The organism is Haladaptatus sp. (assembly GCF_049589095.1).
Lineage (GTDB): Archaea > Halobacteriota > Halobacteria > Halobacteriales > Haladaptataceae > Haladaptatus.
In genome coordinates, this window is the sequence record NZ_JBAWAC010000179.1 from 1 (window position 1) to 13,831 (window position 13,831).

Here is a 13,831-nt window from a genome sequence, read left to right on the forward strand (position 1 = left end):
GTGAGTACTTCGTCCGGCAGACGGAGTCCGGGTACGAGTTGGGCCACGCCGGAACGCGGGTCATCACGGCCGCGAATCCGACGGCATCGAGCGAGGACGGTGCGGACGGCGGCGACAGTGCGTGCCCCGTTTGCGGCAAGCGCGACTGCGAGAAGTTGTTTCACGTCCATCTGACGCCGGGATCGTTCTGACTCGACTCCCTCTCGTTGGCGTCGCGTTCGTCGGCGACGTGCGCGACCGGAACAAAGTATAATTCTACACGGTCTGTCGATTCGGTATGGACGATTCCTCGGAACCCTTCGGCCCGAACCGACAGAACGAGGTGTACGCTGGCGGCATGCTCGCCGATCAAACGCCCGATTTGCCGACTTCCCCCGAAGCGCTCGCCGAACTCGCACGCGAGAACCTCTCCCCGGAAGCCCACGCCTACGTCGCCGGGTCCGCCGGGTCCGAAAGCACGAAGGACGAGAACCGCCGCGCCTTCGACCGCTGGCGTATCGTCCCCCGGATGCTCCGCGACGTGTCCGAACGCGACCTCTCGGTCGAAATTCTCGGTCAAACTCTCCCCGTTCCCGTCATGCTCGCCCCCGTCGGCGTCCAATCCATCATCCATGAGGAGGGCGAACTCGCCACCGCGCGGGCCGCCGCCGAACTCGACGTTCCGCTCGTGTTGAGTTCCGCCTCGTCCGAGACGATGGAGGACGTTTCCGAGGAACTGGGCGACACGCTCGGCTGGTTCCAACTCTACTGGAGCGCCGACAGGGACGTCGCCGCGAGTTTCCTCTCACGGGCCGAGGACGCGGGCTACGAGGCCGTCGTCGTGACGCTCGACACGCCGATGATGGGCTGGCGCGAGCGCGACGTGGACCACGCCTACCTCCCGTTCCTCGACGGCGAGGGTGTAGCGAACTACCTCAGCGACCCCGCGTTTCGTGAATCGCTCGACTCGCCACCCGAGGAGGATACGAGTGCCGCCCTCTGGCGGTTCACCGAGATATTCGGCGACCCGTCGCTATCGTGGGACGACCTCGCGTTCCTCCGCGAACACACCGACCTCCCGGTCGTGCTGAAGGGAATCCTCCATCCGGACGACGCACGGGAAGCGATCGAGCGCGGCGTGGACGGGGTGGTCGTCTCGAACCACGGCGGGCGACAGGTGGATGGCGCTATCGGCGCGCTCGATGCGCTTCCGACTATCGTGGACGAAGTCGGCGACGAAGTTCCCGTCCTCTTCGACAGCGGCATCCGTCGCGGCGCGGACGCCGTCCGTGCCATCGCGCTCGGCGCGGACGCGGTTCTGCTCGGCCGACCGTACATCTACGGACTCGGAATCGCGGGCCAGGACGGCGTGCGGGAAGTTCTGCGAAATTTCCTCGCGGACCTCGATCTGACGCTGGCGCTGTCCGGACACACCTCGTTCGACGAACTGTCCCGTTCGACCCTGCGCGAAATCGAGCGGTGAGCGCTTCCGGCCGCTTACCCGGGTCCACTGGTGAGGAAACCCTTTGGGGGTCGCGGCCGTATCGAAGACGGGTATGGGGGGAGAAAAGACGATACTGGGGGGAGAAGATTCGTACGACATCGAATCGTGGGAGCCACGGACGCGGATGGATCGGTTCTCGTTGCGGTTGTACGGCTTCCTCGCGGGTGCGACGCGCAGCGTCACGCTCGCGCTCGCGTTGGCGTTCGTTTTCATCGAACTCGGATTGGTCGCGACGACGCTCATCGACCGTCCGATTCTCGGCTTGCTCTCGTTCGTCTCCATCGTCCCGGCGCTCCTCCTCGCGGTCTATATCTGGCGTGCCGACCCGACTGAACGGGAACCGATTCCCACGCTCGTCGCCACCTTCCTCCTCGGCGTGGTCTTCGCCGCCTTCGCTGCGGTCATCAACACGCTCGGAATGGGCGTCCTGAACGACGTCGGCATCGAAACGCTCGCCATCGTTCCCTTCTTCTTCCTCGTCGTCGGGCCGGTCGAGGAGACGGTGAAGTGGCTCGCCGTTCGGTTCCACGCCTACCGCACGCCACACTTTCAGACCGCCGTCGACGGTGCCGTCTACGGGGCGATGGCCGGACTGGGCTTTGCGACCATCGAAAACCTGACCTACGTCGTCGGGACGGTCGGAACCAACGGCGGTACCGCCGTCACCGTCTCGGGTGTCGCAGTGACGCGCGCCATCGTCGGCCCGAACCACGTGCTCTGGGCGGCCATCTCGGGCTACTACCTCGGGTTGGCGAAGATAGTCTCCTCGAACCGTGGGCCGATAATCGTCAAGGGAATCGCCATCCCCGCGTTCCTCCACGGGTTTTACAACTCGACCGCCGGGTTCGTGACGAACCTACTGTCGTCGATATTCGGCGGTGACGCGTTAGCCTGGTTGCTCGTCTACGTGCTCGTCTTCTCGGGACTCGTCGCGTCCTACCTGTTCCGAAAGATTCGCCGGGCACGCGAGTATTACGAGGATCAAATGCGATTGGGATGGCTGTGAGACGAGGGCCAAGTGCGGTTGGGGTGGTTGTGAGGATCGAGGATTTCCAGTCAGGCACCCGACCGACGCTGCCGCGTCGTATCGAGACGCTCGTGCAACCAGCCACCGACGAACCCGCAGGCCATCCCGACGAACAGCAGGACGATAGGCATGATGAGCAAAGTAACGACCGCCGCCGCAACCGAAATCACGCCCATCAGCCACGAGTTCCCGACGGCATCGACGAGGGCCGGATTCCCCCACCACTCGACCAACCCGGTTCCGGCGTTCCAAACGGCGATGGGAACCCCGCCGACGATGCCGGTCACGGCCCCCACACGAGTTCCGCGTATCGACCGCGGGCCGTAGCGATAGCCAGAGAGTACACAGGCGACGGCCAGTGGTGTCACCGAAACGGGGTCCGGAGACAGTAGCCAGTTGTAACCGACGGTAAACGGGATGGAAGCGACGCCGAGGAGGACGGCGGTTCGGAACCGGTGGTCGCGCAGGTCACGGAGGGTTCGGGACGCGATCATCGGTTGAATATTTATCATTTTGTGGCTTAGCTCTTTCCCGCTCGCGGACGAAAAATCGATCTTCTCCGGTCGTTACTGCTGCTGCAGTTCGAACTTCTGTACCTTCCCGGTCGTCGTGCGCGGGAGATCGTCCACGAAGACGACTTCGCGTGGGTGTTTGTACGCCGCGAGGTTGTCGAGACAGAACTGTTGTATCTCGTCTTCGGTCACGTCCGCATCCGGCGTGAGGACGACGAAGGCTTTCACGGTCTCGTTGCGCCGTTCGTCGGGAATCCCGACGACGGCGACGTCGGCCACGGCGGGGTGTTCGAAGAGGAGTTCTTCCACTTCGCGCGGGTAGACGTTGTAGCCCGCCGTGTTGATCATGTGCTTCTTCCGATCCACGACGTAGAAGAAGCCGTCCTCATCCCAGTAACCGATGTCGCCCGTGTGGAACCACCGCTTTCCGTCCGCTTCGGTGAACGCATCCGCCGTCGCGTCCGGGAGGCCAGCGTAGCCCCGCATCACGTTTGGACCCGCGATCACGATTTCGCCGGTCACGTCGTCCAGTTCCGCGTCGTCCTCGGCGAGCGGCCCTTTCTCGACGGGCGGCAGTTCCTCGTAGTCGTCGGTCACGATGCGAGCGCTGACGCCGTCGATGGTTCGACCGATACTGCCCACCCGACGGCCCTTGTCGGGCGTGTTGAAGTGCGTAACGGGGCTCGTCTCGGTCAGGCCGTACCCCTCGTAAATCTTCGCGTCGTACAGTTCCTCGAACCGACGAAGTACTTCGATGGGGATGCCACCGCCGCCGACACCGGCCATCCGGATGGACGAGAGGTCGAACTCGGCGGCGTTCGGTTGGTTGATGATGTCGTTGTACATCGCGGGAACGCCGTGCATCATCGTCAACTCGGCGTCCTGAATGAGGGAGAGCGCCTGCTGGGCGTCCCACGTCGGCAGCGGGTAGAAAATCCCGCCGCTAAACAGCGTCGCGTTCATGCAGACCGTCATGCCGTAGATGTGGAACAGCGGGAGGACGCCCAACAGCGAGTCGTCCGGTCCGACGCCGTCCGGCGCGAGGGCCGCCGCCCCGTGCGCGTTCGAGGTGAGGTTTCGATGGGTGAGTTCCACCCCTTTCGGCGTGCCCGTCGTTCCGCTGGTGTAGGGCTGAACGGCGAGGTCGTCGTCCTCGCGCGGTTCGACTTCGCCGTCCCCCTCGGCGAGGAAGTCACCGAAGAAGGTCGCGTCCCCCGGACCGAGCGAAACGACGTGTTCCACGTCGGTTTCGTCCCGTACCTCCTCCACGAACGGGACGAGGTCCGGAAGCGTCACGACGACTTTCGCGCCGCTGTCGGCGAGCAGGTGGCTGATCTCCCGCGTTCGATATTGCGGGTTCATCGGCACCACGACGCCGCCCGCCGCGAGCGTCCCGTGGAACGTGACCACGAACTCGGGCGTGTTCGGAAGATAGACGGCGACACGGTCGTCCACCCCGACGTCCCGTTCCGCCAATCCCGCGGCGAACCCGCTGATCTGCGCCCAGAGATCTTCGTACGTCAACTCCCTATCGTCGGTGACGATGGCCAAATCGTCCGGCTGTTCGGAAACCGTGTCCCCCACCGACGTGGTAAGATTCACCATGAACAACTGTAAGAAGGGCACCCTCATAAAACATCATTGTAAATTCGTATCGGATGGTTGATCTGCCGTGGTACTCCGAGAGGAACCCTACAAAGTGGGTTCGCTCGTTAAGAGGATCGTCCTCGTTTTCTCCCCATGCACGTTCACTGGCATCGGCGCGACCTCCGGGTTGAGGATAACCGGGCGCTTTCGATGGGTGATACCGTCCTCCCGGTGTTCATCTTCGACGACGAGGTTCTCGCCCACGCGGCCCCACCTCGGGTGTCGTTCATGTGTTCGGCGCTCGAATCGCTGCGTGAGTCCTACCGTGAACGCGGCGGCGACCTGCTGATCGTCCGCGGCGACCCGCGCGAGGACCTGCCGCGAATCGCCGAGGCGTGTGACGCCGACGCCGTCGTCTGGAACCGGGATTACTCCGGGTTGGCGAAGACACGCGACGCGGACGTTCGGGACGCGCTGGATGACGCGGAAATCGAGCATCGAGCGTTTCACGACGCGCTCCTACATACGCCGGGTTCCATTACGACGAACAAAGGGGAGTACTACTCCGTCTACACCTACTTCTGGAAGAAGTGGCGCGACCGGGACAAGGACGCGCCGTTCGACGCCCCCGACGAAATCGTCTCGCCGGAGGAAGTGGTTGGCGAGGCCGACGGCGCGATTCCGTCCCTCGCCGACCTCGGATTCGAGGAACCCGAGGGGAACATCCCCCCCGCCGGAACAGAGGCGGCCCGCGACCTCGCGGCCGAATTCTGCGAGCGGGACGTGTATCGGTACGACGACGCCCGCGACTATCCCGCCCGCGAATCGACTTCGCGTCTCTCGCCGCATCTCAAGTTCGGGACAATCGGAGTTCGGGAACTGTGGGAGACGACGGAGGAGGCGAAAAACGACGCCGAGAGCGCGAGCGATGCCGACTCAGTCGAGGAGTTTCAGGGGCAACTCGCGTGGCGGGAGTTCTACATGCACGTGTTGGACGACAACCCGGACGTGGTCGTGGAGAACTGCAAGGACTACCAGTACGACATCGCGTGGCGCGACGACCCGGACGGCGTGCGGGCGTGGAAGAACGGGAAGACGGGCTATCCCATCGTGGACGCCGGAATGCGCCAACTGCGCGAGGAAGCGTGGGTGCACAACCGCGTTCGCATGATCGTCGCCTCGTTTCTGACGAAGGACCTGCTGGTGGATTGGCGCGAGGGCTACGACTGGTATCGCCAGAAACTCGTGGATCACGACACCGCGAACGACAACGGCGGGTGGCAGTGGGCCGCCTCGACCGGTACCGACGCACAGCCTTACTTCCGCATCTTCAACCCGATGACGCAGGGCGAGCGCTTCGATTCCGACGCGACGTACATCAAGCGGTTCGTCCCCGAATTGGAGGACGTCCCCCCGGACAAGATTCACGATTGGAACGAACTCGACCCCGACGAACGGGAGACGCTCGCTCCCGGCTACCCCGGCCCAATAGTGGATTACGGGGAGCGCCGGGAGATGGCCATCACGATGTTCGAAAACGCGAGGGGGTAGTCAGGGAATCGGAAATCGTGGTGGTACCGTTCACGAACCTCAAAGGATCGAACGGTGATGAAGCGTCGTCTTTTATTCGGGTAACTTTCGGTTGTTCGACAGTATGCCGTGTTGACCGTCGAGTGACTTGCTCACGGAGCAGATCGGTAACCGATACTACAGTCGGTTTAACCACGAAAACGTGAGTTAGCGGGTGGCATACGACGCTCAACGGTGACCGGGATTGAAGTACAAATCCATCGACGAGCGACGACAGGGTCGCACCCACCTCACGTGGTGAGTGGGAGGTGGGGACTTGTGCCCAAGAGGCAATCATGAAAAAAACGCTCAAAATACTGCTCGTCGTAGCGATGGTCGGCAGTTTGTTCGCAGTCGGGTTCGCGGGCAACGCCGCCGCACAGTCACGAGACCGAGGAGATTCACAGCACAGCGGTCAAGTCGCAGTTTCACACGTTGACCAAGACCAGGGTGTCATCCAGTACAACCGCAACCACCAGGACGACAACTACGCGGTTTCGGCAGCGGTGAACGTCGGTGGACGCAACGATGGTCCGACAGACGCTGCCGCCGCTGACCGCGGCCGTGACAGTGGTGCGGAGTCCGGCAACGCGATCGCAGTCCAAGCGAGCGCACAGAGCAACGACAACTCGCAGTTCGCCTGGTCGAACGCCCAGAACAGCAACTGGCAGAACCAGGACGACTAAACCTCGGTCATCGACGCGACCGGGATCTTCGCGGAGCTTATTTTATCGAGCGACCTCGGACCGTCGCCTCAACACTTAACATCACGACCGTTGACCACTGTCCGGGGGTTACCAATGGCAACGTACGAACTACCGGAATTGCCGTATAGCTACGACGCGCTCGAACCGAGTATCGATGCGCACATCATGGAACTGCACCACGACAAACACCATCAGGGCTACGTCAACGGTGCGAACGCGGCGCTCGATACGCTCGAAGCGATGCGGGAGAACGACGAGTGGGGGGACGTGAAAGGCGTCGAACGAAACCTCGCGTTCAACCTCGCAGGGCACATCAACCACTCCGTCTTCTGGGAGAACATGTCCCCGGACGGTAGCGGGGAACCGGGTGGAGAACTCGCCGATGCGTTGGACGACCAGTTCGGGTCGTTCGACGAGTTCAAGGCCAACTTCTCGGCGGCCGCGAAGGGCGTCGAGGGATCCGGATGGGGGATGTTGCTCTACGACCACGTCGGGGACATCCCGATCGTGACCATGGCCGAGAACCACCAGAACCAATCGCCGATGGCGACGCCGCTGTTGGTACTCGACGTGTGGGAACACGCCTACTACCTCCAGTACGAGAACAACCGCGGCGAGTACGTGGACAACTTCTGGGACGTCGTCAACTGGGACGACGTAGAGGAGCGCTACGACGAAGCGAGCAGCAGGTGACGACCGAGCAATCGCCCTGAAATCGGTCTATTTTGCCGTCGTATCGTGTGATACGTTAGCAAACATCTCCTCAAGGTTTAACAGGGTAAGACGAGATATAGTTAGTGGAGGTAATTCATATATGCCAGAAAAATCGAACGCGGAACTACCACCGCTCCCGTACGACTACGACGCGCTGGAACCGCACATCTCCGAGCAGGTTCTCACGTGGCACCACGACACGCACCATCAGGGCTACGTAAACGGCCTCAACAGTGCCGAAGAGACCCTCGCGGAGAACCGCGAGTCCGGTGACTACTCCAGCACGGCGGGTGCGCTGGGTAACGTGACCCACAACGGCTGTGGTCACTACCTCCACACCCTCTTCTGGGAGAACATGGACGAGAACGGCGGCGGCGAACCCGAGGGCGCGCTCGCCGACCGCATCGAGGAGGACTTCGGTTCCTACGAGGGATGGAAGGGCGAATTCGAGGCCGCCGCGAGCGCCGCAGGTGGCTGGGCACTCCTCGTCTACGACCCCGTCGCCAAACAGCTTCGCAACGTCAAAGTTGACAAGCACGACCAAGGCGCACTCTGGGGTAGCCACCCGATTCTCGCGGTGGACGTGTGGGAGCACTCCTACTACTACGACTACGGTCCGGACCGTGGCGACTTCATCGACAACTTCTTCGAAGTGGTCGACTGGGACAACGTCGCAGAACAGTACGACAACGTCGTGTCGCGCTACGAATAGGTCCGAACGCACCGATATTTTTCGAGACAGCGAGGGAAGCGACGGCTATCTCTCGTCCGACGTTACCGTCGGAACGTCGTATCCGGAAGCGATGTCGCTGACGTGTCGATAGAGCGATTCGTAATCGTACCCGCTGGGTTGCAAGTCGAAACTGGCGAACACGCCGACGTTTCGCTCCTCGTCGTCGAAGAACATGCGGAACTGTTCGAAGTCGGTGAATCCCCTGACCGTGTACTGATAGCTGGCGTAGTAGAGTTGGTCGTAGGTGTCACGGGTGATGAATCCGAACCGCTCGTTGTCCACGAACTTCTCCACGTCGACGGTTTCGAGTTTGTCCGCGACGTCCTCACGGAGAAAGAGCATCTCGAAGTCGTGTTGGTCGAACAGCCAGATATCCCGCAGATAGGTACCGCCGAACTCGGCGAAGGCCGAGACGAGCGCTTCTTTCGTCTCGCTTCCCGGTTCCTCGTCCATGTCGTTTTCTATCTCTAATGCACCAATATAAAAACTCGGATATAATGGTTATTTATTATATTTCTTCGAGTATGGTTGAACGATAGTACGCTCACGCATATCAAATAGCTCGTCGACGCGCCTCGATTCGGGAGCTTTTACGCTCGGTCGGACGTAGGTACACGCATGCCGAAGCCAAAAGACGATTTCGAGGAGTTGTATCCGTGTGATTTCTACGAACCGGAAGAACTGCTCGACGAGGAGATGATGTACTCGGTCTATGAAATCGCCCGCCTGCTTCAGGGTCTCGACCCCGACGCCGAACTCGACGTCGAAACCGAGGAGATTCTGCTGGATTGGGCGATTCCGTGGGTGATGCGAAACTCCGAGCGCCTCGTCGTTGCCGAACCGCCGAGCGACGAGGAACCGGGGTACTACGGGCTGAAGGAATGACGATACTCGTCGCCGGAAGCGACCGCGTGGACGCCGGAAAGACGACGTTCACGGTCGGTCTCCTCGCCCATCAGGGCGCGGTCGGATTCAAACCCCGAGCGGGCAACGACTTCTGGTTCGACCACGACGACGCCATGCGTGCCCTCTCGGACGGACGACTGTACGGCAAGGACGCGAATCGACTCGCCGACGCGAGCGCAGGGAATCACGCGCCGGAGGACATGAATCCGGTGCACCGACTGTGGCGGCCCGCACCCGGCAAAGGAAACGGGTTGCTCGGCCAGTCCCGCCGCGAGTTCCTCGTGGACCGCGTCGGCGAGGGGTTCGTCGTCAACGGTACGGTCTCACTTCCCGAGTCCGTGCGCGAGAACCTCTCGCTCTCGGATGCCGTCGTCGTGGATTCCCTGAAGAAGTTGAACGACCAGACCGAGCGGCGCTATCTCCCACACTTTCGGGCACTGGCCGAGCGGATTCGAACCGAAGACCGGGCGGTCGTGGAATCCTACAGCGACATCGCCCTGCCGATACGGGATATCGAATTCGAGGCCGTCGCCGTGGTCGAACCGCGGCGCGTACGGGTGTACGACGGCGCACGCTACGCGAAGGCCTGCAAAGTCGCGGACAGCAGCGTCCACGACGGAACGATGGAGAAACGCGTGGAAGACGTCGTGAGCCTGCTTGATCCCGCCGAAACCATGACGCTCGAACCGCTGGCGAAAGAGGAGCGGAACGATCCCGAAAAAATCGCGTCAGTGTACGGGGATGCATACGAGGCGTTTCTGTAACCCTGCTTCTCACCGCATCCGCGCCGCTTGCGACGCCAATTCGATGTCCTGATACGGATTGGTCGTCACGCTCGGCCCGTGGCCGACGTTCATCTCCGCCAACTCCTCGTTCACCGTGTCGAGGACGTAATCGATGCTCTCGATGAGCACCCGGCGGTCACCCTCTTCGAGGTCGGTGCGGCCGAAGCCGCCGTTCTGGAAGATGAGGTCGCCCGCGAACAGGATCTCCGGGGAATCGGCGTAGAAACAGAGGTGGTCGTTCTTGTGTCCCGGCGTGTGGAGCGCGAGGTAGTCGTGATCACCGATTTTCACGGTTTCCCCGTCCTCGATGGCGACATCGACGCCGGGTTGGTCGGTGTCGAAGCCGAACGCTTCGACGCCAAAGGCGTCCTTGACGGTCTCCAGGTTGCCGACGTGGTCGGGGTGAGTGTGCGTGATGATGACCGCATCGAGGTCGTCCACCTCCGCTTGGACTCGGCCCACGGCGTCGAAGTTCGATCCGGTATCCACGAGGACGGTCCGCTCTCCGTCCACGAGGAACGCGTTGCTGGTAAACGTCTGCACGCCCGTCGCAATGTTTCGAATCATGTTTTCTCTCATTTACTCACATACAACCGCTCTACTCACAGATCTCTACCTCTCTAAACACTTACCAGAATCAACGACAGCCACACTGTGAAGGTGGGTCGCCGCTGTCATGGGATTGTGTTTACCGACTTCAGTGAAAGCGATAAAGCCATCGGAATTTCAGCGGTGTTGCGTGGACATGTGTGAGGATGGGTAGTCACGTGACACGCCGCCGCGATGAGGTTGGTTTACTTACGCATCACTGAGATTGTGATAGCCAATAAATTCAACCTCACATGCACAACACAGACGAGTAACTGGTAGCCACATACCTCGTTCTGCTACGCATCTACTTTGCTCCACATGGGTTGGTTCGCACGTATGTGATGGTCAGTAGTGGCGATTTTGTCAGTCTACTCGTTGATCAAATCCGCCTTCTCGCACGGAGGGGTGTGCTCTATAGTATATAAACAATATCTCGTTAGGAAAATTCTGAAAATCCAAATGTGATAATACATATTATCCCTCCGTGTCTTCATCCAAGTGTCCCAAACGCGTGAAAACGTACGTGGGGACAACGAACGATGGAAGCAAACGCATCGACGTTGATTGCTTCCAGCTTGATAACCACGGGCGGTACGATAGTTGCTGCTGGTCACACGGCAGGCTATCTAGTCATTGTCTGTGGTATCACGGTATGGAAGCGTGGGTGAGTAACCCAATTCCACTCAAGTACTCACCCAAATCCACCTATTTCTTCGTCAGGCGGATACCACGCGTCTCCAGGTATCCAGTTGCCACTATGTTGCCGTGGCAAATTAGTCTTTCCACTAAATTCCACTAATTTTCACGGAATTACACTTGTCAATACACTTCGAGAGGTGTGAATGCACCTCTTGTCGTGCGAAAACAGTCATTCAGTCTGTTAGAGACATTTCGAAAAGGACGTTGTTAAACTCAATAGCGATTGCCACCCACGACCATCAATCCCGCTTAATCGACATCGAATCGCCGTCCGGCCGCGGAAGCAAGGTAACAACCGCACTCACATACACGAGAGTGGTCACCAAACGTATCCACACGGAGTACAATTATAAGCGGTAATATAGATAGGAAAGAACCGTTCGACCGGGGAGTGACGGAAGAGAATCCATCGCGGTCTCCCAAACGAGTGATGCAATCAAGCCGTGGATACGCCAGTATCGTCATCCCCATACCCCACTTCCCCCTTCTATGACCGTTCGGCACCGTCGTTGTGGTATCACGCCAGTAGCGGAACCTATATCTCCCGAAGGGGGTGGAACCGGTGGGTCCCGGGAGCGGTGGGGCGGCCCTACTCCTCCGCGAGTTCGTCGACTAGGGTGTCCAAACTGTAGCTCTGGAGCACGCGGTGGGAGTCACGAAGGGTGGAGATGACGAACGTCGAGTTCGTCCGCTCGACCTCCTCGATGCGTTCGAAATCGCCGATGAGACGTTCGACCATCTCGCGCCCGGTGAGGTGCGCGACGACGATGAAGTCGGTTTCGCCCATGGTGAAGTACGCCTGTGTGACCCCTTCGATGTCGAGGATTTTCTCGCCGAAGTCCGAGTACGACCCGGTGTAGTCGGCGAACACCTCGACGACAACGGTGACGCCGAGTCCGAACTGTTCGAGGTCGATGTCGTACAGGTCGTTTTCGATGACGCCCGCCTCGCGCAGGTTGTTCAGTCGGTAATGAATCGTCGAGACAGGGATGTCGGTCTCCTCGTGTAACTTCTCCGGACTGCCGGTCTCCAAATCCGAAATGGCCTTGAGCAGTGTAACGTCACGTTCGTCCATTGATTTCAAACTATACGTCGGTCATACTTAATATCACGACTTCGGCGGGACGACGAATGGTGATTCGCGAGGAACAGCGTCCTCTGCTGTTTGGCAACGAATGTCTATAATGATTCAATACTAAGAATTTGCTCTAACTGTCTCAATAGATCTTGTATGTGATTCAGTTGCAACGCTGTTCCTTGTAGAAGGGTTTAACAATGGCGGGCTGTTACAGTTGGATAGAAATCTATGAATGCGACAAAGCTTGGAAGATATCTTCCGATGAATGGTGTGATGTTCGGATTACTGGCCCTCTTCTGGGGTGGCTCGTTCGTCTCGATCGACGTCGGGCTGCACCACTTCCCGCCGCTCCTGTTCGCGGCGGTTCGCTACGACGCGGCCGGTCTGCTCATCCTCGCGTACGCGGCATTTACGACCGACCGCTGGAAACCCCGGACGCGCGGTGACGTGCTCGCCATTGCAACGATCGGCGCGTTCATCATCGCGGGCCACCACAGCCTGCTCTACCTCGGTCAGGAACACGTTCCCGGCGCGCTCGCGGCCGTCATCGTCAGTCTCTCTCCGGTTCTCACGGCCGTCTTCGCCAGCGCGCTCTTCGCAGACGAACACGTCTCCCCCCTCGGTGCGCTCGGTTTGGTGCTCGGCGTCGCGGGCGTCGCCATCGTCGCCAACCCGACCTCCGTGAACCTCCTCTCGACGGACGCGGTCGGAATCGTCCTCGTCTTCCTCGCCGCGGCGAGTTTCGCCCTCGGTTCAGTGTTGAGCCAACCGTTCGAGACGAGCGTCTCGATCCCCTCGCTTCAGGGCTGGTCGATGCTGTTCGGTTCGATCATCATCCACGGCGTCAGCTTCGCCAGCGGCGAGTCACCTGCCGCCATCGACTGGTCGTTTTCGGCCATCGCATCGTTGGGATACCTGGTGCTCGTCTCAGGTGTCATCGCGTTCCTCATCTACTTCCACCTGCTCGACTCCATCGGCGCGACCGAACTGAACCTCGTCGGCTACCTCGAACCCGTCGTCGCCACCCTCCTCAGCTGGCTGGTGCTGGGTGAACTGGTCGCCAACACTACCATCATCGGCTTCGCCGCCATCTTCGCCGGCTTCGCCCTGCTGAAACGTCACGCGCTCTTCGACTTCGTCCGCATGGCCTCGCCGAACGTCGGACGCGCGTAAGCGGGAAAAAACGTACTGGTAAGAAAAGCTGATTTTTACGACGAATCTTGCACGCGTTCCGCGACCAGCACCCCGACCTGCTCGTGAACCCGCTCGACGGCGGTCAGCGAGAAGCCGTTGTCGGTCAGCACGTCGGCCAGATGGCCGACGGTCGAGGGATCGTCGACCTCGGGACTGTAAAACGGTACATCCGGGTCGGGGGTGCCGAAGAACATCACATCGCCCAACACGAATTTTCGCGGTCCCAATTCGGCGATTGCTTCGATC

Annotated in this window: 14 protein-coding genes and 2 pseudogenes; 10 read left to right on the forward strand and 6 right to left on the reverse strand. The window is 60.4% G+C overall.

Annotated features, from left to right (window positions below; translation table 11 throughout):
* The 3 genes and pseudogenes from WBV42_RS05980 to WBV42_RS05990 form a co-directional block, all read left to right on the forward strand.
* Positions 1–191 (forward strand): annotated as a pseudogene (locus WBV42_RS05980) (ArsR family transcriptional regulator); the annotation flags it as partial.
* Positions 192–277: 86 nt separating this feature from the next.
* Complete coding sequence (locus WBV42_RS05985) at positions 278–1,462, forward strand: lactate 2-monooxygenase (protein ID WP_423985216.1); 1,185 nt, start codon at positions 278–280, stop codon at positions 1,460–1,462.
* 73 nt (positions 1,463–1,535) lie between these two features.
* Positions 1,536–2,489 carry a PrsW family intramembrane metalloprotease gene (locus WBV42_RS05990; RefSeq protein WP_423985217.1) on the forward strand — a complete coding sequence of 318 codons (954 nt, stop codon included), beginning with the start codon at positions 1,536–1,538 and terminating at the stop codon, positions 2,487–2,489.
* Positions 2,490–2,539: 50 nt separating this feature from the next.
* Here WBV42_RS05990 and WBV42_RS05995 read toward each other — a convergent pair whose 3' ends face one another.
* Positions 2,540–3,004 (reverse strand): DUF5518 domain-containing protein, encoded by a 465-nt coding sequence (locus WBV42_RS05995; RefSeq protein ID WP_423985218.1) that lies wholly within the window; start codon positions 3,002–3,004, stop codon positions 2,540–2,542.
* 72 nt (positions 3,005–3,076) lie between these two features.
* A complete protein-coding gene (locus WBV42_RS06000) occupies positions 3,077–4,627 on the reverse strand; it encodes a long-chain-fatty-acid--CoA ligase (protein ID WP_423985219.1) in 1,551 nt (516 codons plus the stop codon).
* A gap of 135 nt (positions 4,628–4,762) precedes the next feature.
* On the opposite strand from WBV42_RS06000, the gene WBV42_RS06005 reads away from it, so the two are divergent.
* The 4 genes from WBV42_RS06005 (at position 4,763) to sod (ending at position 8,311) form a co-directional block, all read left to right on the forward strand.
* The gene (locus WBV42_RS06005; RefSeq protein ID WP_423985220.1) at positions 4,763–6,160 is read left to right on the forward strand and encodes a cryptochrome/photolyase family protein; all 1,398 of its coding nucleotides are present in this window, start codon (positions 4,763–4,765) and stop codon (positions 6,158–6,160) included.
* Positions 6,161–6,474: 314 nt separating this feature from the next.
* Positions 6,475–6,864, forward strand: coding sequence for a hypothetical protein (locus WBV42_RS06010; RefSeq protein WP_423985221.1), 390 nt, complete (start codon positions 6,475–6,477; stop codon positions 6,862–6,864).
* A 114-nt stretch (positions 6,865–6,978) separates the two neighbouring features.
* A complete protein-coding gene (locus tag WBV42_RS06015; RefSeq protein WP_423985222.1) occupies positions 6,979–7,578 on the forward strand; it encodes a superoxide dismutase in 600 nt (199 codons plus the stop codon).
* Positions 7,579–7,699: 121 nt separating this feature from the next.
* Complete coding sequence (sod, locus tag WBV42_RS06020) at positions 7,700–8,311, forward strand: superoxide dismutase (protein WP_423985223.1); 612 nt, start codon at positions 7,700–7,702, stop codon at positions 8,309–8,311.
* A gap of 45 nt (positions 8,312–8,356) precedes the next feature.
* On the opposite strand, the gene WBV42_RS06025 is transcribed toward sod, so the two are convergent.
* Complete coding sequence (locus WBV42_RS06025) at positions 8,357–8,785, reverse strand: DUF7522 family protein (protein WP_423985224.1); 429 nt, start codon at positions 8,783–8,785, stop codon at positions 8,357–8,359.
* A gap of 165 nt (positions 8,786–8,950) precedes the next feature.
* Here WBV42_RS06025 and WBV42_RS06030 point away from each other — a divergent pair, with 165 nt between their 5' ends.
* Positions 8,951–9,217, forward strand: coding sequence for a DUF5827 family protein (locus WBV42_RS06030; RefSeq protein ID WP_253226174.1), 267 nt, complete (start codon positions 8,951–8,953; stop codon positions 9,215–9,217).
* Positions 9,214–10,002 carry an ATPase gene (locus WBV42_RS06035; protein ID WP_423985225.1) on the forward strand — a complete coding sequence of 263 codons (789 nt, stop codon included), beginning with the start codon at positions 9,214–9,216 and terminating at the stop codon, positions 10,000–10,002. The genes WBV42_RS06030 and WBV42_RS06035 overlap by 4 nt, the downstream gene beginning before the upstream one ends.
* A gap of 9 nt (positions 10,003–10,011) precedes the next feature.
* Here the strand turns inward: WBV42_RS06035 and WBV42_RS06040 are convergent, their stop codons facing one another.
* Positions 10,012–10,590, reverse strand: coding sequence for an MBL fold metallo-hydrolase (locus tag WBV42_RS06040; RefSeq protein ID WP_423985226.1), 579 nt, complete (start codon positions 10,588–10,590; stop codon positions 10,012–10,014).
* A gap of 1,312 nt (positions 10,591–11,902) precedes the next feature.
* Positions 11,903–12,388: an Lrp/AsnC family transcriptional regulator gene (locus WBV42_RS06045; RefSeq protein ID WP_253226177.1), complete on the reverse strand. Its 486-nt coding sequence runs from the start codon at positions 12,386–12,388 to the stop codon at positions 11,903–11,905.
* Positions 12,389–12,664: 276 nt separating this feature from the next.
* Here WBV42_RS06045 and WBV42_RS06050 point away from each other — a divergent pair, with 276 nt between their 5' ends.
* Positions 12,665–13,564 (forward strand): DMT family transporter, encoded by a 900-nt coding sequence (locus WBV42_RS06050; protein WP_423985227.1) that lies wholly within the window; start codon positions 12,665–12,667, stop codon positions 13,562–13,564.
* Between the two features lie 35 nt (positions 13,565–13,599).
* Here the strand turns inward: WBV42_RS06050 and WBV42_RS06055 are convergent.
* Positions 13,600–13,831 (reverse strand): annotated as a pseudogene (locus WBV42_RS06055) (SAM-dependent methyltransferase); the annotation flags it as partial.

Excerpts from the sequence above, each read along its gene's own strand:
- WBV42_RS05985 (WP_423985216.1), top strand. The coding sequence starts at position 278 with ATGGACGATTCCTCGGAACCCTTCGGCCCGAACCGACAGAACGAGGTG.
- WBV42_RS05990 (WP_423985217.1), top strand. The coding sequence starts at position 1,536 with ATGGGGGGAGAAAAGACGATACTGGGGGGAGAAGATTCGTACGACATC.
- WBV42_RS05995 (WP_423985218.1), bottom strand. The coding sequence starts at position 3,004 with ATGATCGCGTCCCGAACCCTCCGTGACCTGCGCGACCACCGGTTCCGA.
- WBV42_RS06000 (WP_423985219.1), bottom strand. The coding sequence starts at position 4,627 with ATGGTGAATCTTACCACGTCGGTGGGGGACACGGTTTCCGAACAGCCG.
- WBV42_RS06005 (WP_423985220.1), top strand. The coding sequence starts at position 4,763 with ATGCACGTTCACTGGCATCGGCGCGACCTCCGGGTTGAGGATAACCGG.
- WBV42_RS06010 (WP_423985221.1), top strand. The coding sequence starts at position 6,475 with ATGAAAAAAACGCTCAAAATACTGCTCGTCGTAGCGATGGTCGGCAGT.
- WBV42_RS06015 (WP_423985222.1), top strand. The coding sequence starts at position 6,979 with ATGGCAACGTACGAACTACCGGAATTGCCGTATAGCTACGACGCGCTC.
- sod (WP_423985223.1), top strand. The coding sequence starts at position 7,700 with ATGCCAGAAAAATCGAACGCGGAACTACCACCGCTCCCGTACGACTAC.
- WBV42_RS06025 (WP_423985224.1), bottom strand. The coding sequence starts at position 8,785 with ATGGACGAGGAACCGGGAAGCGAGACGAAAGAAGCGCTCGTCTCGGCC.
- WBV42_RS06030 (WP_253226174.1), top strand. The coding sequence starts at position 8,951 with ATGCCGAAGCCAAAAGACGATTTCGAGGAGTTGTATCCGTGTGATTTC.
- WBV42_RS06035 (WP_423985225.1), top strand. The coding sequence starts at position 9,214 with ATGACGATACTCGTCGCCGGAAGCGACCGCGTGGACGCCGGAAAGACG.
- WBV42_RS06040 (WP_423985226.1), bottom strand. The coding sequence starts at position 10,590 with ATGATTCGAAACATTGCGACGGGCGTGCAGACGTTTACCAGCAACGCG.
- WBV42_RS06045 (WP_253226177.1), bottom strand. The coding sequence starts at position 12,388 with ATGGACGAACGTGACGTTACACTGCTCAAGGCCATTTCGGATTTGGAG.
- WBV42_RS06050 (WP_423985227.1), top strand. The coding sequence starts at position 12,665 with ATGTTCGGATTACTGGCCCTCTTCTGGGGTGGCTCGTTCGTCTCGATC.